The sequence below is a fragment of the Chitinophaga parva genome (assembly GCF_003071345.1).
GTDB classification, from domain to species: domain Bacteria; phylum Bacteroidota; class Bacteroidia; order Chitinophagales; family Chitinophagaceae; genus Chitinophaga; species Chitinophaga parva.
This window is the reverse complement of record NZ_QCYK01000001.1, coordinates 350,047-368,702: the sequence shown is the minus strand read 5'-3', so window position 1 is coordinate 368,702 and position 18,656 is coordinate 350,047. Positions and strand designations below refer to the sequence as shown.

21 protein-coding genes are annotated in these 18,656 nt (G+C 51.4%); 9 read left to right on the top strand and 12 right to left on the bottom strand.

What is annotated here, in order from left to right; genetic code table 11:
- The first annotated feature begins 113 nt into the window (after window positions 1-113).
- Window positions 114-416: a hypothetical protein gene (locus DCC81_RS25470; RefSeq protein WP_165806396.1), complete on the top strand. Its 303-nt coding sequence runs from the start codon at window positions 114-116 to the stop codon at window positions 414-416.
- Window positions 417-435: 19 nt separating this feature from the next.
- Entirely contained in the window at window positions 436-1,527 is a 1,092-nt protein-coding gene (locus DCC81_RS01620; protein WP_240612866.1) for a DNA topoisomerase IB, read from the top strand.
- Between the two features lie 83 nt (window positions 1,528-1,610).
- On the opposite strand, the gene DCC81_RS01615 is transcribed toward DCC81_RS01620, so the two are convergent.
- Window positions 1,611-1,964 (bottom strand): hypothetical protein, encoded by a 354-nt coding sequence (locus tag DCC81_RS01615; RefSeq protein ID WP_108684847.1) that lies wholly within the window; start codon window positions 1,962-1,964, stop codon window positions 1,611-1,613.
- A gap of 88 nt (window positions 1,965-2,052) precedes the next feature.
- Between DCC81_RS01615 and ku the strand changes: the two genes are divergently transcribed.
- The 4 genes from ku to DCC81_RS01595 all read left to right on the top strand — a co-directional run bounded on the left by ku (window position 2,053) and on the right by DCC81_RS01595 (window position 5,141).
- Complete coding sequence (gene ku, locus DCC81_RS01610) at window positions 2,053-2,874, top strand: non-homologous end joining protein Ku (RefSeq protein WP_108684846.1); 822 nt, start codon at window positions 2,053-2,055, stop codon at window positions 2,872-2,874.
- A 43-nt stretch (window positions 2,875-2,917) separates the two neighbouring features.
- Window positions 2,918-3,148, top strand: coding sequence for a hypothetical protein (locus DCC81_RS01605; RefSeq protein WP_108684845.1), 231 nt, complete (start codon window positions 2,918-2,920; stop codon window positions 3,146-3,148).
- 81 nt (window positions 3,149-3,229) lie between these two features.
- Entirely contained in the window at window positions 3,230-3,709 is a 480-nt protein-coding gene (locus DCC81_RS01600; RefSeq protein ID WP_108684844.1) for a hypothetical protein, read from the top strand.
- Window positions 3,710-3,806: 97 nt separating this feature from the next.
- Window positions 3,807-5,141, top strand: a complete 1,335-nt coding sequence (locus DCC81_RS01595; RefSeq protein ID WP_108684843.1) for a sigma-54-dependent transcriptional regulator — start codon at window positions 3,807-3,809, stop codon at window positions 5,139-5,141.
- A 5-nt stretch (window positions 5,142-5,146) separates the two neighbouring features.
- On the opposite strand, the gene DCC81_RS01590 is transcribed toward DCC81_RS01595, so the two are convergent.
- A complete protein-coding gene (locus DCC81_RS01590; RefSeq protein WP_108684842.1) occupies window positions 5,147-6,346 on the bottom strand; it encodes a chromate transporter in 1,200 nt (399 codons plus the stop codon).
- Between the two features lie 291 nt (window positions 6,347-6,637).
- On the opposite strand from DCC81_RS01590, the gene DCC81_RS25465 reads away from it, so the two are divergent.
- Window positions 6,638-6,778 (top strand): hypothetical protein, encoded by a 141-nt coding sequence (locus tag DCC81_RS25465; protein WP_165806395.1) that lies wholly within the window; start codon window positions 6,638-6,640, stop codon window positions 6,776-6,778.
- A 74-nt stretch (window positions 6,779-6,852) separates the two neighbouring features.
- Here DCC81_RS25465 and DCC81_RS01580 read toward each other — a convergent pair whose 3' ends face one another.
- The 3 genes from DCC81_RS01580 to asnS form a co-directional block, all read right to left on the bottom strand.
- Window positions 6,853-7,809, bottom strand: a complete 957-nt coding sequence (locus DCC81_RS01580) for an isopenicillin N synthase family dioxygenase (RefSeq protein ID WP_108684840.1) — start codon at window positions 7,807-7,809, stop codon at window positions 6,853-6,855.
- 57 nt (window positions 7,810-7,866) lie between these two features.
- Window positions 7,867-8,397: an ExbD/TolR family protein gene (locus DCC81_RS01575; RefSeq protein WP_108684839.1), complete on the bottom strand. Its 531-nt coding sequence runs from the start codon at window positions 8,395-8,397 to the stop codon at window positions 7,867-7,869.
- Between the two features lie 151 nt (window positions 8,398-8,548).
- Window positions 8,549-9,988, bottom strand: a complete 1,440-nt coding sequence (gene asnS / locus DCC81_RS01570; RefSeq protein ID WP_108684838.1) for an asparagine--tRNA ligase — start codon at window positions 9,986-9,988, stop codon at window positions 8,549-8,551.
- 503 nt (window positions 9,989-10,491) lie between these two features.
- On the opposite strand from asnS, the gene rho reads away from it, so the two are divergent.
- Window positions 10,492-12,222 (top strand): transcription termination factor Rho, encoded by a 1,731-nt coding sequence (rho, locus tag DCC81_RS01565; RefSeq protein WP_108686434.1) that lies wholly within the window; start codon window positions 10,492-10,494, stop codon window positions 12,220-12,222.
- Window positions 12,223-12,629: 407 nt separating this feature from the next.
- On the opposite strand, the gene DCC81_RS01555 is transcribed toward rho, so the two are convergent.
- The 7 genes from DCC81_RS01555 to trmB form a co-directional block, all read right to left on the bottom strand.
- Window positions 12,630-13,370: a LytR/AlgR family response regulator transcription factor gene (locus DCC81_RS01555; RefSeq protein ID WP_108684836.1), complete on the bottom strand. Its 741-nt coding sequence runs from the start codon at window positions 13,368-13,370 to the stop codon at window positions 12,630-12,632.
- Between the two features lie 3 nt (window positions 13,371-13,373).
- Complete coding sequence (locus tag DCC81_RS01550) at window positions 13,374-15,452, bottom strand: histidine kinase (RefSeq protein WP_108684835.1); 2,079 nt, start codon at window positions 15,450-15,452, stop codon at window positions 13,374-13,376.
- Between the two features lie 21 nt (window positions 15,453-15,473).
- Window positions 15,474-15,704, bottom strand: a complete 231-nt coding sequence (locus DCC81_RS01545; RefSeq protein WP_108684834.1) for a 4a-hydroxytetrahydrobiopterin dehydratase — start codon at window positions 15,702-15,704, stop codon at window positions 15,474-15,476.
- 83 nt (window positions 15,705-15,787) lie between these two features.
- Window positions 15,788-16,231, bottom strand: a complete 444-nt coding sequence (locus tag DCC81_RS01540; RefSeq protein WP_108684833.1) for an IPExxxVDY family protein — start codon at window positions 16,229-16,231, stop codon at window positions 15,788-15,790.
- Window positions 16,232-16,270: 39 nt separating this feature from the next.
- Window positions 16,271-16,810, bottom strand: a complete 540-nt coding sequence (locus DCC81_RS01535; protein ID WP_108684832.1) for an MGMT family protein — start codon at window positions 16,808-16,810, stop codon at window positions 16,271-16,273.
- Window positions 16,713-16,940: a DUF5522 domain-containing protein gene (locus DCC81_RS01530; protein ID WP_108686433.1), complete on the bottom strand. Its 228-nt coding sequence runs from the start codon at window positions 16,938-16,940 to the stop codon at window positions 16,713-16,715. Before DCC81_RS01530 ends, DCC81_RS01535 begins: the two co-directional genes overlap by 98 nt.
- Window positions 16,921-17,622, bottom strand: coding sequence for a tRNA (guanosine(46)-N7)-methyltransferase TrmB (gene trmB / locus DCC81_RS01525; protein ID WP_108684831.1), 702 nt, complete (start codon window positions 17,620-17,622; stop codon window positions 16,921-16,923). Before trmB ends, DCC81_RS01530 begins: the two co-directional genes overlap by 20 nt.
- A gap of 480 nt (window positions 17,623-18,102) precedes the next feature.
- Between trmB and DCC81_RS01520 the strand changes: the two genes are divergently transcribed.
- A complete protein-coding gene (locus tag DCC81_RS01520) occupies window positions 18,103-18,570 on the top strand; it encodes an Lrp/AsnC ligand binding domain-containing protein (RefSeq protein WP_108684830.1) in 468 nt (155 codons plus the stop codon).
- The last annotated feature ends 86 nt before the right edge of the window (window positions 18,571-18,656 follow it).

The window sequence follows — 18,656 nt, the reverse complement described above, 5'->3', positions numbered from 1 at the left end:
ATGTATGGCAGGGACTTTGAAATTTATTTAACAGAAAGGACACATACAGTGATTTACAAAGCACCTTAACTGTACGCGCCAACCATCATTGCTCACGTTTAAACATATAGTTTATGCTCAACGTTATCCAGCCCGGTCACCAGCCGGAACAACCTACCCAACCACAGCCACAGCAGCCGGACGTACCCACGCCCAACCCGCCGCAGCCCCCGCCCCCGCAGCCGCAACAGCCGCCGGTACCCAATGAAGTGCCGGACCACGACATCAAACGCACGCCTACCCGCCCGAATGACAAGGAAGCAGCCGAAGAGGATGGTACACCGGCAGATGAAAAGCTGGGGCCTACCAAAGATTACAATCCGCAGGGCAAGGGCCATTATAAAGACCGTTTTCCTTTTCCCAATTCCCGGCATTAACCTGACGTAAAGCAAGCTTATGGAGGCCACAATGGAAGTGTTACAAGATCCGGTTGCACTGGCACATGCTGCAAAGCTGCGTTACGTGCATGCAAATAAACCCGGCTTCACCCGGGTAAAAGAAAACGGGGAAATGCGTTACCTGGACCAGGAGGGCAAGGAGATCACGGATGAAGAAACATTGCACCGTATACGGGGCCTGGTGCTGCCTCCCGCCTGGGAGCAGGTGTGGATCTGCCCTTATGCCAATGGGCACCTGCAGGCCACCGGGATAGACGCCGCCGGCCGCAAGCAATACCGCTATCACAGCCGCTGGGCGCAGGTGCGCAATGAAACCAAGTACCACCGCCTGCTGCGCTTTGGCGAAGTGCTGCCCCGGCTGCGCACGCAGCTGAAACACAACCTGCGGCACCGCAAACTGGATAAGGAAAAAGTGATTGCCATTGCGCTCAGTGTTATGGAAGAAACCATGATCCGCGTGGGAAATAGCGCTTATGAGAAATTATATGGTTCGCATGGGCTTACTACGCTGCACAACAAGCATGTGATCATACAAGGCAGCAAAGCCTTCTTCCATTTCAAAGGCAAAAAAGGAGTGGAACACAAAATAGAACTGAAGCATTCCACCCTGGCCAGACTGCTGCAAAAAGTGAAAGAAATACCCGGCCAGGACCTGTTCCAATACTACTGTGAAGACGGGGAACACCGCTGCCTGGACAGTGGAGAAGTGAATGATTATCTGCACCAGCACACCGGGGAGGACTTTACCGCAAAGGATTTCCGCACCTGGGCCGGTACCCTGCACGCCATGAACCTGCTGGCAGACCTGGCGCCTTTCCAAAGTGCGGCGGAATGCAAACGTAATGTGGTGGGCATTATAGATGGTGTGGCAGCAAAGCTGGGGAACACCCGCGCGGTGAGTAAAAAATATTACATCCACCCGCAAATACTTAGCAGTTATGAAAACGGATCCCTGGACCCTTACCTGGAGTTACTGCGCCTCCAGCGCGATAAACCGGCCAGGGGCGCGTTGCACAATGATGAAAAAATATTGTTGTTATTCCTGAAAGACCTGGCCCGGGAGAAGCCGCGACGCAGGCATGCGGCATAGGGAGGCTGAATTGACAGCAACAAAATAAACACAAAAAAGCGGGCCCGGAAGCCCGCTTTTGCTGTTTCTGATGATCCCGTTGTTTAGCCAAAAAGGATCTGTTCTTCCCGGTCTTCCAGCGGGATCCTTTTAATAAAATCCGCAAATCCTGACTCTTCATGCGTACTGTAGACACCGTAAGCGTCCAGCACATAGCCTTTTCCGCCCTCTTTGTCGTGCATGAGGTAGAGAATGGAAGAATCGGACGGGTCTGACTCCCCTTCAAAACGGTAGGTTTTGACAATGGTCAGCTCATCGGGATTATATATTTTCTGGGTGTCCGGCGACTGCATCCTGCCATGATCACTCATCTTCAACTCGTGGTCGTAACCATTTTTGCGCATCTTTTCCATCACGGCGGAAAGCGTAGTCATAACGCCTGGTGTGTATGCTTCCATAAACGGTGATTTTAATATTGTAAAAACCAACAATTGTGCCACCTGGTGGCATGTAGTTTGGGTTAAAATTTATCTAAATCATTAAGTTATGAGAGCGATTTGGTCAGGCACCATCGGCTTCGGGTTGGTGAATATTCCCATCAAATTGTACAGCGCCGTTTCTGAAAGCCGGCTGGACCTTGATATGCTGGATAAGCGCGACCATTCGCATATCCGCTTTCACCGGGTCAATGAAAAAACAGGTAAGGAAGTACCCTGGGAAGACATTGTGAAGGGATATCTCTACAATGATGAGTATGTGATCCTCGAAGACGAAGATTTTGAACAGGCTGCGCCCAAGAAAAGCAAAATGATAGAAATAGAATCTTTCGTGGAGCAGGATGAGATCGATGACATTTATTACGATACGCCTTACTTTGTTGAGCCGGAAAAATCAGGTGCAAAAGCATACGAGTTATTGCTGAAGACCCTGGAGAAAACAGGCAAAGCAGGCCTCGCCCGTTTTGTGCTGCGCAGTGTGGAGCACATTTGCGTATTACGGCCCCGGGAAGACCACCTGCTGCTGCAACAGCTACGTTTTGATGAGGACGTGCGCAAGCCCGAGGAACTGAAACTGCCTGCCGGCGCCAGCAAGATCGGCAAGAAAGAACTGGACATGGCCACTGCGCTGGTAGACCAGTATTCCGCACCGTTCGACATCACGCAGTATAAAAACGAATACCGCGATGAACTGATGAAGATCATCAAAGCAAAAGCAGCCGGTAAAAAACCCGTGGTGAAGAAGATGAAGATCGTGCACACCGCCAGCAACGATTTGTTGAGCCAGTTGAAAGCCAGTATTGGTGGGGGACGCAGCAGCGCTCGTTCCACATCCCGCAGTACCGGTTCTTCCCGCAAACGGGCCTCTTAGTTATGGAATAGTGTTTGTATTTCTCCTACTAAAGCATGCTGACATGAGAAGATATGTTTCCCGGAAAACTGCCACCAGCATAGCATTGCTGGTCCTGGCCGGCGGCGCCGCGGCCCTGTTGGCCTGGCGCCTGCGCAAAAGAAAAAAACACCGGCAGGATGCTATGGCAACAGCGGCGCACCTGGAACATACCTCCCCGGAAAGCGGCTACAGCCGCTGGTCTGCAAGCAAACATACCAATGCAACAGGCAGCCTGGGTGCTGCTTCGCATTGAGTAAAAATTTGTTCACCATATCCATGAGCGAAGCAAGGCAGGAAGTGTGAAAGACCGGCGTGGATCCTAAAACTTACAGCTATGGCAAACCATGCAAACAAAACAACCAACCTGGTACCCGTGTACGGCATCATCATTTCGGTGATTGCCATTGCATTATCGATCATCTTTTATGTGACCAATTACTACGATACGTTGTGGACGGGATTTATGATCGGCGCAGTGATCTTCATCGGGGTGCTGTTATCCGTGGTCAATTATAACAACAATCACCATGAACGGACCAACGCAGCCGCCATGTTTGGAATGGGTTTCCGCACCACGGTTTTCTCCGTGATCATTATCTCCATTTTTTCGATCATCCTCCATTTGATCGCTACTTCCGGCACCCATGCCATGCCTACCACCGCCAATAACGGCGACCAGGTGGCTGGCCAGGGCAATTTCTGGATCTACTTCCTGGGCCAGACCGTTTTCATGAACATGACCATGGGCGTACTGGCCGCAGCGCTGGGCGCCTTTGTGTTCAAGCGCAACCAGACCACCCCTTCCGCACGCTGACAAACAAATAAAATACATACCGGCCGGCCGCCTGCAAAGACGGCCGCCATTTTATGGGTAATGCCGGAATCAATATCTTTGCTCATATTTTTTTTATATGGCCAAAGGCAATATCCTGGTAATCGACGATGAAGAACAACTCCGGAAACTGCTCAGCAGGTTGTTAAGCCTGGAAGGTTATACCCTTTTTGAAGCCGGCACCGTGCGCAATGCCCTCAAGCTCTTCGAAAAAGAAGACATCCACGTGGTGCTTTCAGATGTGAAGCTGCCCGATGGGAATGGCGTAGCGCTGGTGGAGACCATCAAACAAAAATACCCGCAAACTGAGCTGATCCTGCTCACCGCGTACGGCAATATTTCCGACGGCGTGCAGGCCATCAAGAACGGCGCCTTCGATTACATTACCAAGGGCGATGATAACAACAAGATCATGCCCCTGGTGAGCAAGGCCATGGACAAGGCTTTGCTGCAATTTCGCATCCGCGATCTGGAAAAGAAAATAGGAGGCAAATACAATTTTGATAACATCATTGGCGACTCCAGTGCCATCCGCAATGCCATTAACCTGGCCCGCAAAGTGGCGCCCACGGACGTAACAGTGCTGCTGCTGGGCGAAACCGGCGCGGGCAAGGAAGTATTTGCCCAGGCCATCCACGCCGCCAGCCAACGTAGCGCGGAACCCTTTGTGGCAGTGAATTGCAGCGCCTTCAGCAAAGAGATACTGGAAAGCGAATTGTTTGGCCACAAAGCCGGGGCCTACACCGGCGCGGTTAAAGACACCAAGGGCTTTTTTGAAGAAGCCCGCGGCGGCACCATTTTCCTGGATGAAATAGGGGAGATGGCCATAGAGCTGCAAGCCAAGCTGCTGCGGGTACTGGAAACCCAATCGTTCTACAAAGTGGGGGAGTCTAAGCCCACGCAAACGGATGTACGAATTATTGCCGCTACGAACCGTAGCCTGGAAGAAGAGATCAACAGGGGGAATTTCCGGGCAGACCTGTTTTACCGCCTGTCTGCTTTCCAGGTAAGATTGCCTTCCCTGCAAGAGCGCAAGAAAGACATCCCGGCGCTGGCCCGGTTTTTCCTGCAGCAGGTGTCGCCCAAGCTGAATAAGCGCATCAGCCGCATCAGTGATGCCTTTCTCGATGCATTGCAACAACATACCTGGAAAGGAAATATCCGGGAGCTGCGCAATGTCATAGAACGCGCGGTGATCCTTTCCGAAGGAGACACCCTGGATGTAAATGCACTGCCCCTGGACTTTCGCCTGGAAGATGAAGGAGAAACAGCCACGCTTAGCCTGGCGGCCATTGAAAAGCGCCACATTGCAAGGGTGCTGCATTATACCAATGGCAATAAAACAAAGGCCGCGGAGATACTGCAGATAGGCCTTACAACGCTGTACAATAAGTTGAAAGAATACGGGTTATAAACGGCTTACAGCAACCATCCCATCAGCAAACAAGCCAATACGATAATAGGCCCCGGCACACGTGTAAAACACAGCAGCATGAGCACACACGCGGGGATGGCCAGGCTGTACCAATGGAGCGGTGTGGCAATGGCCAGCAGCAGAATGGCGGTAGCCGCCCACATAACCCCCACCACCACCGCGTTGATACCCTCCAGTGCGCGGTAAATGATCACATGCTTTTTCAGGTTTTGCCAGATGGGGAAGAAGAAGAGCACCAGCAATAAACTGGGCAGGAAAATGGCCACCGGCGCCAGCATGCAGCCCAGCAGCTGGAAACCCGGCCCCATGTTGCGCATGACCATGCCCCCTACGTATGCTGATATGGAAAAAGTAGGCCCCGGCAATGCCCGCATAATGCCTGCCCCGGTCAGCAATTCTTCCGCGTTAAGGTATTGGGTTTTAGCGCGGGTTACATATTGTTCCAGCATCATGGCTATCAGCACATCGCCTCCGCCAAACACCAGGCTACCGAAACGGTAAAAGTTTTCGAACAAATTAAAGGGGCGGCCCGTTACCCATTGGTGGGAGCGCGTGTATTCAGACATTACACCGGCCAGCACAAAAAGCAGCACAAACAGCCAGATGTTTGTCCACTGTATTTTTTGGGGCTTTTCATCAAAGTCGGGGATACGTTTGTTACTAAAGTTGGAGATGAGCCCACCCAGTAGGATAAGGCAGGGAAAGGTCCACGGGGAGCGGAGATAGAACATCACCACCATGCTCATGGCCATGATCAGGAAAGTGGCCAGGCTGTTAACGCTGATCCGGTAAGCCCGCACGCTGCCATAAGCCAGGAAGCCTACCGCCATAGGCTGTACGTATTTAAAAATGTCGATGGCCAGTGCCCGCTTGTCAAAGTATTGCAGCAGGAAGCTGAGGGCACCCATCATTACGCAGGCCGGTGTGATCCAGATCAGCAGGGTTACAAGCGCCAGCGGTACGCCGCCCCGCTTATAACCAATGAGGGTAAGCGTTTGGCTGGACGAGGCTCCTGGCAGCAGCTGGCAGAATGCATTGTATTCCATCAGCTCTTCCGCGGTAATGTCCTTCCGCTGTTGCACAAAGGTTTTCATCATCATTGCCAGGTGCCCTTGCGGGCCTCCATATGCAGTGATGCTGTGGAAGAAAACAGCTTTTAAAAAGGGCGTATGACGATGGAACACTTAGGTTAGTTATGCCAGCCAACAAATCTGGTTTGCCTTGTAAAAATAGGGCATAATCATTGCAACCTGCTAATTAGTTTTTGTGTTTATTGTTGGTCGCCCCCGTTTATAGTTTTAACGCTTGTTCAAACAAACCGGTTCTGATGAAACCCTTATTCCTGGCATTTGTCTTGTTACTTTCCATTACCGCTGCGGCCCGGCGTGCCTTATAACAGTGACGCATATTGATCTTCTTTTGCTGTCCAGGATACAGTGCCACAGCCAGGTGCGGGGAATACCTGCCTGGTTTTTGTGAGTAACCGCCATTTCCTGCAAGACAGTCTCCGCTTCCTGCTCACTTTCCAGGACCAGCTGGGCGAAGTGTTGCGCCGGCACCCAAAGGAACCAATACCCTGCTTCCCCGCAAGGCGGCCACACCCGGTGAATGACTAAATTCCACTCAGCATATATCAACGAAAAAATCCGCTCTCGTGAAGCGGATTTTTTTATGCATTGCAGGGTGAAGATTATTTTTTCAGGCCTATTTCCCGCAGTCTTTCATCCAGGTATTCACCGGCGGTAACAGGCTCGTAGGCCAGCGGGTGTTGTGCATCCACGCAGCTGGGCAGGCAGTCCAGGCGTACGGTGGACTTGGGATGCAGGAAGAACGGGATGGAGTAACGGGAGGTGTTCCATTTCTCACGCGGGGGATTTACCACGCGGTGGGTAGTGCTCTTCATCCGGTTGTTGGTAAGGCGTTGCAACATGTCGCCCACATTCACTACGATCTGCTCCGGCAGTGAGGTCACGGGCACCCAGTTGTTATGCTTGTCCAGGATCTGCAAACCATCTGCAGAGGCGCCTACCAGCAGCGTGATCAGGTTGATGTCTTCATGCTGTTCCGCGCGGATGGCGGATTTGGGCTCCTGTGTAATGGGCGGGTAATGGATAGCGCGCAGGATGGAATTACCGTTATGGATCTTGTCATCAAAGTAAAACTCATCCAGGCCCAGGTGAATGGCAATGGCCTGCAGCAGGGCACGGCCGCTCTTTTCAAAGCCACGGAATGCCTGGAAGAAAGTGGGCGTGAACTGCGGTACTTCCGCTACGCTTACATTATCCGGGTATTCTTTTCCAACGGGATCATTGTCTTCCACAGTTTGGCCAAACTGGAAAAATTCTTTCAGGTCCGGTGCGTCAAAGCCTTTGGCGTGCTCTTTCCCGAAGGAAGTATAACCGCGCTGGCCAGCCAGTTCCGGTATTTCATACTGGTGCTTTGTGTCAAAAGGGAGGGCGAAGAATTCCTGCACGTATTTGTACAGGTCTGCGATCAGCTGGTCCGGAATGCCATGGTTCTTTACTGCCACAAATCCTACTGTTTCATAAGCTTCACCCAGCTGTGCCACAAAGGCCGCTTTGCGTTGCGGATCGCCCGATGTGAAGTCCGCCAGGTCCACCGATGGAATGGAATGTTGATTTGCCATAGTGCATGATTTTTACTGGGCTAAGGTAACAAAAAGTTGATAGCAGCCCGCACGCAACTATTGAAAATACTGGGCTTCCCAAGGTGCTATGTCCATGAAAGCATAGCGGTGTACCCGGTTGATAGATACCTCGTCCAGCAGGTCCACAGCGTTCTTATAAGTGGAGGAGCTTGCAGGTTTTATCAGGAGCATCAGGTCACCGGGATGGCCGGCAGCCGCCAGCAGCTTTTGTTTCCGGCGGATGATGTCGCCGATGCCGGTGGCCTCCGCGTACGTGGTGTTATGAATATCCTGCGGATGGGGCGCGGTTTCCTCCCCGTTACTTTCATAGAAAGCAATGCGGTTGTCCGGTCCCAGCAGCACGGTAAGTGCTTTGCTGGCGCTGAGCGGCATCTGCTTGCCATCACTGGCCGGCATGAGTAAATTGGTGACCCTTGGTTTGGCCATGGTGGTAGTAAGCATGAAGAAGGTGATGAGCAGGAAGCCCAGGTCTACCATGGGGGTCATGTCTACACGGGTAGATAGTTTTTTGCTGCGCCGTACGCCGCCACGGGAGCGGGTTTGGGTATTGGTGTTCATTCCAGCCATAACGATAACGTTTTAGGATATACGAAAACAGATACTGGCAGAAAGCGCTTTCTGCCAGTAAGACGCTAAGGCTGGATGATTCCACACGCGGGCGCAAAAAAATCCGCTTCCTGGTGTTGGAAGCGGATCTGTATTGGCTAAAAACCAAAGACTAAAATTCAGCGCTCTTCGGCGTTCTCGGGAAGGGGATCACGTCGCGGATGTTGGTCATGCCTGTTACAAACAGGATGAGGCGCTCAAATCCAAGCCCAAAGCCGGCGTGGGGGCAGCTACCAAAGCGGCGGGTGTCCAGGTACCACGACATTTCTTCTACCGGCAGGTGCATGGCTTCCATGCGGCTTACCAGCTTGTCGTAGTTTTCTTCGCGCTGGGAACCACCTACCATTTCACCAATACCCGGGAACAGGATATCCATGGCGCGTACGGTTTTGCCATCTTCATTCTGCTTCATGTAGAAGGCTTTGATGGCAGCGGGATAGTCTGTGAGGATCACCGGTTTTTTGAAATGTTTTTCCACCAGGTAGCGTTCATGTTCGCTTTGCAGGTCTGCGCCCCATTCTTCAATGAGGTAGCTGAACTTCTTGCTCTTATTGGGTTTGCTGTTCTTCAGGATCTCGATGGCTTCTGTGTAGGAGAGGCGCTGGAACTCGTTGTTCACTACAAATTCCAGTTTCTCAATGAGGCCCATTTCACTGCGCTCGTGCTGCGGTTTTTGTTTTTCTTCTTCCAGCAGGCGGGTGGCCAGGAATTCCAGGTCCTCGCGGTTGTTTTCCAGCACATAGCCGATCACGGATTTCACGAAAGCTTCCGCCAGGGCCATATTATCGTCCAGGTCATAGAAAGCCATTTCCGGTTCTATCATCCAGAACTCCGCCAGGTGGCGGGTGGTGTTGGAGTTTTCTGCGCGGAAAGTGGGGCCAAAGGTGTAGATCTCACCAAAGGCCATGGCTGCCAGTTCGCCTTCCAGCTGGCCGGATACGGTCAGGTTGGTAGCGCGGCCAAAGAAGTCTTCCGTATAGTCCACGTGACCATTTGCGTCCAGGGGCGGGTTCTTGGGATCCAGCGTGGTTACGCGGAACATTTCCCCGGCGCCTTCTGCGTCAGATGCGGTGATGATAGGCGTGTGCAGGTATACAAAACCGCGTTCGTTAAAGAACCGGTGCACGGCAAATGCCAGTGCATGACGTACGCGGAACACGGCGCCAAACGTGTTGGTGCGGAAACGCAGGTGGGCAATTTCACGCAGGTATTCCAGGCTGGGCCTGTTTTTCAGCTGCAGCGGGTATTTTTCAGGATCGCAGTCCCCGAGGATCTCCAGGCTGTTCACCTTCAGTTCCACGCGCTGGCCTTTACCCATGGAGGGGATCACCTCACCGCCCACGCTGATGGAAGCACCGGTGGTAATACGCTTCAGGGTAGCGGCATCCAGGCTGTCCAGCGCTACTACGGCCTGCAGGTTATTATTGGTAGAGCCATCGTTGATCGCAATGAATTGATTGTTGCGGAAACTCCGCACCCAACCTTTTACAATTACTTCGTAATTAGTCCTGTCATCGGCCAGGATCTGTTTTACTTTCACTCTGTGGCTCATAAATTTTATGTTTGGATTTTAATGATGGATTGCAAAAATAATCCTTTACAGGCAATAGTACAGTGGCTTTCCGCCATCTGTTAAAAAATAGATAAAGTTGGGCCCCGGGCCTCCCCGGCCGGGGCGATGCGCGTAAATTTGGTCAAATATTTGATTCCGGTACTACCAAACGGATACCACGTACGAGCACAATTGCCAGGGCAGCATATCGACAAATTTATATAAGTTTAATATATAAATAAATTGCCAGGGCCCCAGTTAGGTAATTAGCGGTTGGATTTTTTTGGTGAATATTAAAAGATGTCTTAACGTTGCAGTTACAACCTGTCTGATAAGTCACTTTTGCATTCCATCTTCATCAGCAGTCCAGCTTCACTCCCTACCAAAAGTCGTAACCAACAAATTTTATTGGACACAGAATATTTTGATACCGGAGAGCATGGTATGCAATAAGTACCCGCCTTTAATGACATCTCAACAAAAAACCTTAGATAACACAGATGATGTATGACATCTTACAATTGAACGACATGATCGTTCCGGAGTTGCTTGATATTGCCGACAAGTTAGAAATAGTAAGCCCAAAGAAAGTTGAAAAACAAGATTTGATTTATAAAATTCTCGATAAACAAGCAGTTATGGCCTCAGAAGCAAATGCCAATAATGGGGAAGAAAAGAAAGCGCGCAAACGGAAAGTGGTGAAGAAGGAAGATGAACAATTGCCCCTGCTCGCACACGATGATGATAACCATGCTGAAGAAAAGCCAAAGCGTGGTCGTAAGCCCGCCGCCGCAAAGAAAGAAGATGAAGCGCCCGTTGCTCCCCCCAAGCCCAAATCCAAACTTTTAGAATTAGACCTCGATATACCGTCACTCACTTTTGATGATGACGATGACATCATTTTGCCTGCATTCACGGAAGATGAGCAAGCCGCTAAAGCTGCAGAAACAGCCGGCCCGGAAGCAGAAGAGCCGGAACAGGCACCTCAAAGCTCTCCCTTTGAAGAGGAGGAAGACGCCGAAGAAGATGATGACTTTGTAATGCCGGACGACATTGTGATCCCGCAGAAGCAGCAACGCCTTGCTCCCGCCAAGAAGGAAGTGCCCTTCAACGTAGAGTTTGACGGTGTGATCATGAGCGAAGGCGTACTGGAAATGATGCCTGATGGCTACGGTTTCCTGCGCTCCTCCGACTACAACTACCTGAGCTCTCCGGACGATATTTACGTATCGCCCTCCCAGATAAAATTATTCGGTCTTAAGACCGGTGACTCCGTAAAAGGCTCCGTAAGACCGCCCAAAGAAGGCGAAAAATACTTCGCCCTCCTGAAGGTGGAAACCATCAACAACAAGCTGCCCGAAGAAGTGCGTGACCGCGTGCCGTTCGACTACCTGACGCCGCTGTTCCCCTTCGAAAAAATGAAACTTACCACCACGGCCAATAACTACTCCATGCGCATCATGGACCTGTTTACCCCCATCGGTAAAGGTCAGCGTGGTCTTATCGTAGCACAGCCCAAGGTTGGTAAAACCATGCTGCTGAAAGAAGTGGCAAACGCCATCGCTACCAACCATCCGGAAGTATACCTGATGGTAGTACTGATCGATGAACGTCCAGAGGAAGTAACCGATATGGAACGCAGCGTTAAAGCAGAAGTGATTGCTTCCACCTTTGACGAACCCGCGGAAAAGCACGTGAAAGTATCTGCCATCGCGCTGCAGAAAGCCAAGCGCCTGGTAGAATGCGGTCACGACGTGGTGATCCTGCTGGACTCTATTACCCGCCTGGCCCGCGCCCACAACACCGTGGCGCCCGCCTCTGGTAAAGTACTGAGCGGTGGTGTGGAAGCAAACGCCATGCAGAAGCCCAAACAATTCTTTGGTGCCGCCCGTAAAATTGAAAACGGTGGCTCCCTCACCATCCTGGCTACCGCCCTGATAGATACCGGTTCTAAAATGGACGAAGTGATCTTTGAAGAGTTCAAGGGTACTGGTAACATGGAACTGGCGCTGGACCGCAAGCTGGCCAACCGCCGCGTGTTCCCCGCTATAGATGTTACTGCATCCTCTACCCGCCGCGACGACCTGCTGCTGGAAAGAGACGTGCTGCAACGCCTGTACATCCTGCGCAAACACCTGGCAGACATGAACACGGAAGAAGCGATGAACTTCCTGCTGCAACACATGAGAGGCACCAGGAACAATGAAGAGTTCCTCATCTCCATGAATGGATAATTTCCAGGAAATCATAAGCTGTAACACTACAAGTTTGTAATAAGTAAAAATCCAAATTCACACAGCATCCGCTGCAGGAATTTGGATTTTTTTATCCGTATTATTCGAAAATTGAAATTGAAGCCGGCGCTTCCTGGTGCTCTGGAAATTTGAAACTTCCGTTTACGGGTGTGGTGGCGCTGGTGTGCCCGGTGGATGCGGCGGTGTGGGCGGATGCGGTGGCCGGGTGGGGGCGCAGCTGCTGGCCACAAAAAAGACGGCCATTATCGCCAGCAGCTTCAAAGCGCGGAGTGATCTTACTGTATTCATGGCTTTTGATTTTATTACACCGGGTGTAACACTAAAATGTTGCCAAAAGTAACAGGAAGATCCGCCATGGTAGCGGGCTGTGGCTTAAGTGAGGCGGCTTATTTCCATTTGGCGGGAAACTCCTTCCTGCGCCGCTCCGTCATCTCCAGGCGGATATTGTTCGGCAATATTACCTGCGACCGGTCTGCACTCAGTTGCAGCACCGGTTTGAGGTGCACCATCTGCGTATTGTTGATCTGGAAAAAGGGCAGGCTGCCCAGTAGGTCCAGGTAATAGCGGAAAGGCCGCTCTGCCGTAACAGGGCCCCCATTGCGCAGGTGGAATATACAGGTTTCCTGGCCCGCCTCCAGGTACAGTACTTCCGACAACGGGGTCACCGTTTCCTGGTGGGTGCCCGGTAGTACCAGTTGCCATTGTTCCTGCTTGCCCTGGTGAAAGTTCTGCATGAGCACCTCGTAGCGCCGTTTGTTATTGCCCCGCGCTATGCGCACCTGTACTGCGCTTACCGCCTGTAACAGGCTTTCTTTATCAATAGGTTTCAAGATGAGCTCTACTTCACTGAAGCGGATGGTATGCACGAATTTTTTTTCAAATGCCGTTACAAACACTGCTTCAAAGGTGATATTATCCAGCCCTTGCAGCACCTCAAAGCCGGTGCCGTCGGGCATTTCCAGGTCGAGGAACACGAGGTCCGGCTGCAATTCCTTTATGCGGGCAATGCCCTCCGCGCAATCATTGGCCAATGCCAGCACCTGCACCTCGGGGCAATACCGCTCCAGCATCAAGGCAATGATATCCCTGCTGTTTCGCTCGTCGTCAATGATGATGGCTTTAATCATGTGTTATAGTTGAGGGATCAATACACGCACCCGCGTGCCGCTTCCCTGCTGGTCATGCAGGGCTTTGTCTATGATCTCTATTTGTATACCGGTGTTAAACATTTTATTCAGTAACTCTGCACGGTTAAAGCTGATCTCCATACCAGAGCTCTGGTGGCTTTTAGGCATGGTTCGCAGCGCCTTGGTCTTTTCTATACCAATGCCGTTGTCTTCAATAATACATTCCAGCATATCCGGGCCGGCCTGCCCAAAGGTGATGAGCAAATGGCCTATGGGCTGGAAACTGTTGTTCATGCCGTGTTTCACCGCGTTCTCCACGTAAGGCTGCAGCAGCATGGATGGCACTTCCAGTTCAGACACCGCCAGGTCCGGGTCTACCCGGATCTCAAATTCCATCTTGTTCTCGAAGCGCATTTTTTCCAGTCCCAGGTACGTATTGAGATACGTGATCTCGTCTGTCAGCGCAATAAAGTTACGCCGCGAAAAGTCCAGTGTTTTGCGGATGAGGTAAGAAAAGTCCGACAAATATTTCTGCGCCAGTTCAAAATCGCGCTGCATTACAAACAGCTGGATGGAGTTGAGGCAATTGAAAATAAAGTGAGGGTTGATCTGCGCGCGGATGGCCTTCAGTTCTATCTCCGCCAGTTTTTTACCGTATTCAAAGTCATTTTGCAGTTTGCGTTGTTCTTCGAGTTCCTGTTTCTTGCGCAGGATCTCCGTGGTTTGTTCTTTCACCAGTTCTTCCAGTTGCTCATTGAGTTTGCGTTGCAGCTCCTTGTTCTTATTGAGCTGCTTAATGAGCATTTCCTGGGTTTTGGTGCGCTCCTGGTGTACCAGCTTGTTGCGGTAGCTGAGGCCTGCCAGGAAGAACATGGCCTGCAGCAGCATGCCCACCACAATGATGGGAGAAGGGAGGGTGAGCTGCGCAGTACCGCTGTAGAAACCGTTTTCGCCTATGTGGGTCACAAAGGCAAAGAGGGCGGAGATAAACAACGACGCGGCACCAAACACGAAGAAGCGGATGAGCGGGTGGTGGCGGGAACGCCGGGACAGCATGATAAACACCAGTATACTGGGGAGCAGGCTGGCCAGGTACACATACCCGTACAGCCGGTAGGAAATATGATAGGAGCCGCGTGCAATGAATGCCACGCATACCACGATTACAATGCCAATGAGATAGCTTACCAACACGAAAACCCGTTGCAGGAAAGGAAAGCGCTCCCGCAGGTTCAGGAATGAATTGCCAAACAGCAGGTACATGAAATAAAAGCAGAACAGCAGGGCCGGCACATCCCAGTAATATTTCAGTGCGGGAAACTGGTGAAACCACGATACCTGGTAAGGCTTGGTATCTACGCGCAGGGCAAAGTAAAAGATGAGCCCCAGCATGTAGGCGGCAAAGTAAAGGTAGGAGCGGTCTGGCAGCTGTATATAGTTAATGATGGCCGTGCTGAGGAATACAATGAGCATGCCCAGGAGCACAAAAATATACATGGCATCGCGCTGGAAATAGATCTGCTGCGCGTGCTCAAAATGTGACAGGGTAAGGTCATTGAAGCCTACGGGCATGAGGGGATGCTCTGCCAGGTTGCGGTTCATGATCCGCAGGTAAAAGGTGCGGGTGGCACCTGCGGGCACGCCGGCAATGAAGCCGTAATGATGCCAGCGTTTATCGCTCGTATCTGTCATAAAGCCCGTGCGCATCAGTATTTGCGGGTTGCCGTCGGGGCCTTGCACAAACCACTCCATCAGGTCGTGCCAGCCGGCAAAGAGCGTGATATGCCCGCTGTCTGTCCCGCTGTTGCGCAATTGCAGGCGCAGCCAGAGGTTGTGCGTATGATTGGTGAAAAGGGTATCTGCGTGAAAAATGTTTGGATTGCGGGAAAAGTAGTCCGCTTTGAGGTCATTTACACCGAGGCCGTAGCCGGCATTGTCAAAACTGAACAGGAAAGGGCGCAGGTCCAGTTGGTCCGGCGGCGCGGTAAGGTCCAGCACCAGGGTGTCCCGGTCCGGTGAGGGAGCGGCAGAAAGCTGGCAGCAGGCAAACAGGCAAATAAGGAGCGTTATAATTCGATGCACGGTAATGAAGAGGTCTGGTGTTTAGATCAAAGCATCGATGGCTTGTGCCAGGGCATGGTCTTTTTCCGTAACCTTATCACCGGCATCGTGTGTATTAAGGTAGATGTCCACCTTGTTGTACACATTGGTCCAGTAAGGGTGATGGTTATGCTGCTCTGCCAGGAGTGCCACCCGGGTCATGAAGGCAAAGGCTTCACTGAAATCCTTGAACGAGAATGCACGATGCAGACGGTTATCTTTTTCCTGCCACATAGATAAATGAATTGATCAATGAATACAAGGGCCGGTTATTCAGGATAGGATAAGGTAGTAAAATTATTGCGTGGATGACGGTGCTAAAAGATGAGGTTCATCTTGTTCTTGATATCCCTGATATCCAATAAAGATACTAATTGTACCAGCTCCAGTTGCCGCAGTTGCTCAAATAATTTTTTCATCTCTTCGGGCTGGTAGTAGTCGCCCTTAACAAGCCAAAGATAATCGATGTTGCGCAGTTCCGGTAGCAGGAACTCTGCCTGGCAGTGGTTATTGTAAAGATAATGGGTCACTGACTTGGTGTGCTCCGGGTACTCGTATACGGTGAAGAAGAAGGAGCGGTTGTTCTTGGCCAGGCGGATCTCCAGGGAATTGTTTACCCGGAACTGGCAGCCCAGTGTACGGTTGATCTGCCAGCAAAGCTGGTAGTCCCGGGCCTGCGACATGATGCCGGCCAGGTAAGTTCCTTCAAAAAAATCTTCGACCAGTTGGTCCTGGTCCAGTTTCAGTTTGAGTACAGACACAAGCGAAAGTTACTAGATTGTGGCCAATTGCCGGCCGATTTATTTTGCCCCTTTGATCACGGGCATGTCTTTGCTTTTGGCCGGCGGAAAGGCCCAGCGTAGCTTTGAGAAGTTTTGCACCTTGTCGTTCTTCACTTTTACACCTTCCTGTTCCAGCAGTTCCTGCATGAGGGTAGGGGTGGGAAAGGCCTGGCGCCCGCTCAGCACCCCGCTGCTATTGACCACCCGGTGGGCGGGTACTGGCGGTTGGGCGCTGCCTGCCGCGTGCATGGCCCAGCCCACCATGCGGGCGGTGATGCGGGCTTCGGCGGCGTTGGCAATATCGCCGTAGCTGGTTACCCTGCCTTTGGGTACCATGCGCACCAGGCGGAATACTTCTTCAAAAAAGGATTCCTTTCCCTTTGAAGGGGGCGTGGCTGCTGGCAGGGCTTTCCTGGCAGCGGTCTTTACCACCGGTGCGGATTTCTTGGCTGTTTTTGCATCAGCCGCAGGCTTGGTTTTCACCTTCGCTGCTTGCTTCACCGCGGGTTTTGCCGGCTTTGAGGAGCTGGCTGCGCCTGGGCTCGGGGACTTTTTCATATGCAAAAGGACAATGTTTACAACCATTGCCGCAGCAGTGCCCGCGTTTCAGGTGGAATGCTGCGGTAAACACTATGTATCCCTGTTCATTGAGATAATAATCTACGCCCTCAATCAGCTTCGGGTGCATCATCAGATGGCAGTTTTACTTTGCGCCAGTCTATGGGCGCGGCTGGCAGGCGGAACTGCAGGTAGCGGATGGTGCGGCCATCCGCCAGGTGCATTTTCTCGTAGAAGGTCTGGATGCGCAGCAGGGCCGGCACTTCCGGCAACGCATATACGTCAGGGATATCCTGTAGCAGCTCACAACCCAGCGTGGCGATCACTTCCTGGGTAAAATGGTACAGTTCCGGTGAGTCTGTTTTCAGGTTGATCACCGCTCCCGGGGCCAGCAACGGTTGGTACAGCTGCAGGAACTTGGGATGGGTGAGGCGTTTCTTCGACTTGGATTTCCGCAGGAACGGGTCCGGGAAAGTGATCCAGATACCGGAAATTTCGCCCGGGGCGAAATAATGCTGTATTTTGTCGATCTGCGTGCGGAGGAAAGCGGCATTGACCAGGGGCTCTTCCAGGGCGGTTTTGGCGCCGCGCCAGATACGGTTGCCCTTCAGGTCCACTCCCAGGAAGTTCTCACCGGGAAAGGTGCGGGCCAGGCCCAGGGTATAATCACCCTTGCCACAGGCCAGTTCCAGGGTGAGGGGATGGTCGTTCTTAAAAAAATCCTTCCATTTTCCCTGCATGCCCTCCGGGTAGATGAGCACGTTGGGAAAGGTTTCTATTTCCGCAAAGCGTTCTAATTTGTGTTGTCCCATTGTGGCGGCAAAGGTACAATAAAAGGTCCTAGGTCTTAGGCCCTGGGTACATTCGTGGAGAGGGGGGGATGCTGTAAAAAGTACTTAGGACTTAAGACCCGGGTCCTTTATCGGGGACGGAAATAAAAAAAGCCTGCCTCCATCAAAGGAAGCAGGCCCTGGAAAGCTGTAGGAGAAGGATTCGAACCTCCACGAGGCAGTTAGCCAAAGCACAAATAAGATTAGTGGTCAACCCATTATGCTCCGTTTATCCCGTTATCCTCACCCTCGAGACAAGAGGGCATGTCTGCCAATTTCATCACCCCACAGGATAAAACCAATGTTTTTTTGCGGTGAAATACGCTGTTTGAACAGTGATTATGATGCAAATCTAAAGAAGCATGCAATTCCTTGCAAATTATTTAAGAAAAATTTTTGAAATTTCGATTTTTTTTAAATATTTGCATATCGGTTTAATACAATCAAAAACGAATTGTAAAAATGGTCAACAATTTGAATATTGACAAACTTGATTTGCAGATCATCAGTGAGATGATGCAGAATGCAGAGATCTCCTATGCCGACCTGGGAAAGAAGCTCTTTGTATCTGGGGGTACCATCCACGTTCGGATGAAGAAGCTTCAGGAGTTAGGTATCGTTAAAGGTACTAAATTACATGTAGATTTAAAAATGATCGGTTATGATGTCATAGCTTTCATTGGGATCTACCTGGAAAAAAGCTCCATGTACGATACCGTGGCCCGCGAACTGCGCAAGATCCCGGAAATGGTGCGCCTCAATTACACCACCGGTAGCTACAGCATGTTTGCCGAGATCATTTGCAAGGACATCACCCAGCTGCGCCGCATCCTGCATGATGAGCTCCAGAAGATCAAGGGCATTGAAAGGACCGAAACCCTAATTTCCCTGGAAGAAAGCTTTTACCGGACTATCAACGTGGTGGAATAGCCATCCGTCCGGAAGTAATTCCACGCCGTCTGTTGCCAGTGCATTCCACGCATCATGTATTACCCGCCCTGCACATTCCGGTAGCC

Coding starts and splice junctions, on each gene's coding strand:
- DCC81_RS25470 (WP_165806396.1), top strand. CDS start 114: ATGCTCAACGTTATCCAGCCCGGTCACCAGCCGGAACAACCTACCCAA.
- DCC81_RS01620 (WP_240612866.1), top strand. CDS start 436: ATGGAGGCCACAATGGAAGTGTTACAAGATCCGGTTGCACTGGCACAT.
- DCC81_RS01615 (WP_108684847.1), bottom strand. CDS start 1,964: ATGGAAGCATACACACCAGGCGTTATGACTACGCTTTCCGCCGTGATG.
- ku (WP_108684846.1), top strand. CDS start 2,053: ATGAGAGCGATTTGGTCAGGCACCATCGGCTTCGGGTTGGTGAATATT.
- DCC81_RS01605 (WP_108684845.1), top strand. CDS start 2,918: ATGAGAAGATATGTTTCCCGGAAAACTGCCACCAGCATAGCATTGCTG.
- DCC81_RS01600 (WP_108684844.1), top strand. CDS start 3,230: ATGGCAAACCATGCAAACAAAACAACCAACCTGGTACCCGTGTACGGC.
- DCC81_RS01595 (WP_108684843.1), top strand. CDS start 3,807: ATGGCCAAAGGCAATATCCTGGTAATCGACGATGAAGAACAACTCCGG.
- DCC81_RS01580 (WP_108684840.1), bottom strand. CDS start 7,809: ATGGCAAATCAACATTCCATTCCATCGGTGGACCTGGCGGACTTCACA.
- DCC81_RS01575 (WP_108684839.1), bottom strand. CDS start 8,397: ATGGCTGGAATGAACACCAATACCCAAACCCGCTCCCGTGGCGGCGTA.
- asnS (WP_108684838.1), bottom strand. CDS start 9,988: ATGAGCCACAGAGTGAAAGTAAAACAGATCCTGGCCGATGACAGGACT.
- rho (WP_108686434.1), top strand. CDS start 10,492: ATGTATGACATCTTACAATTGAACGACATGATCGTTCCGGAGTTGCTT.
- DCC81_RS01555 (WP_108684836.1), bottom strand. CDS start 13,370: ATGATTAAAGCCATCATCATTGACGACGAGCGAAACAGCAGGGATATC.
- DCC81_RS01545 (WP_108684834.1), bottom strand. CDS start 15,704: ATGTGGCAGGAAAAAGATAACCGTCTGCATCGTGCATTCTCGTTCAAG.
- DCC81_RS01535 (WP_108684832.1), bottom strand. CDS start 16,810: ATGAAAAAGTCCCCGAGCCCAGGCGCAGCCAGCTCCTCAAAGCCGGCA.
- DCC81_RS01530 (WP_108686433.1), bottom strand. CDS start 16,940: ATGCACCCGAAGCTGATTGAGGGCGTAGATTATTATCTCAATGAACAG.
- trmB (WP_108684831.1), bottom strand. CDS start 17,622: ATGGGACAACACAAATTAGAACGCTTTGCGGAAATAGAAACCTTTCCC.
- DCC81_RS01520 (WP_108684830.1), top strand. CDS start 18,103: ATGGTCAACAATTTGAATATTGACAAACTTGATTTGCAGATCATCAGT.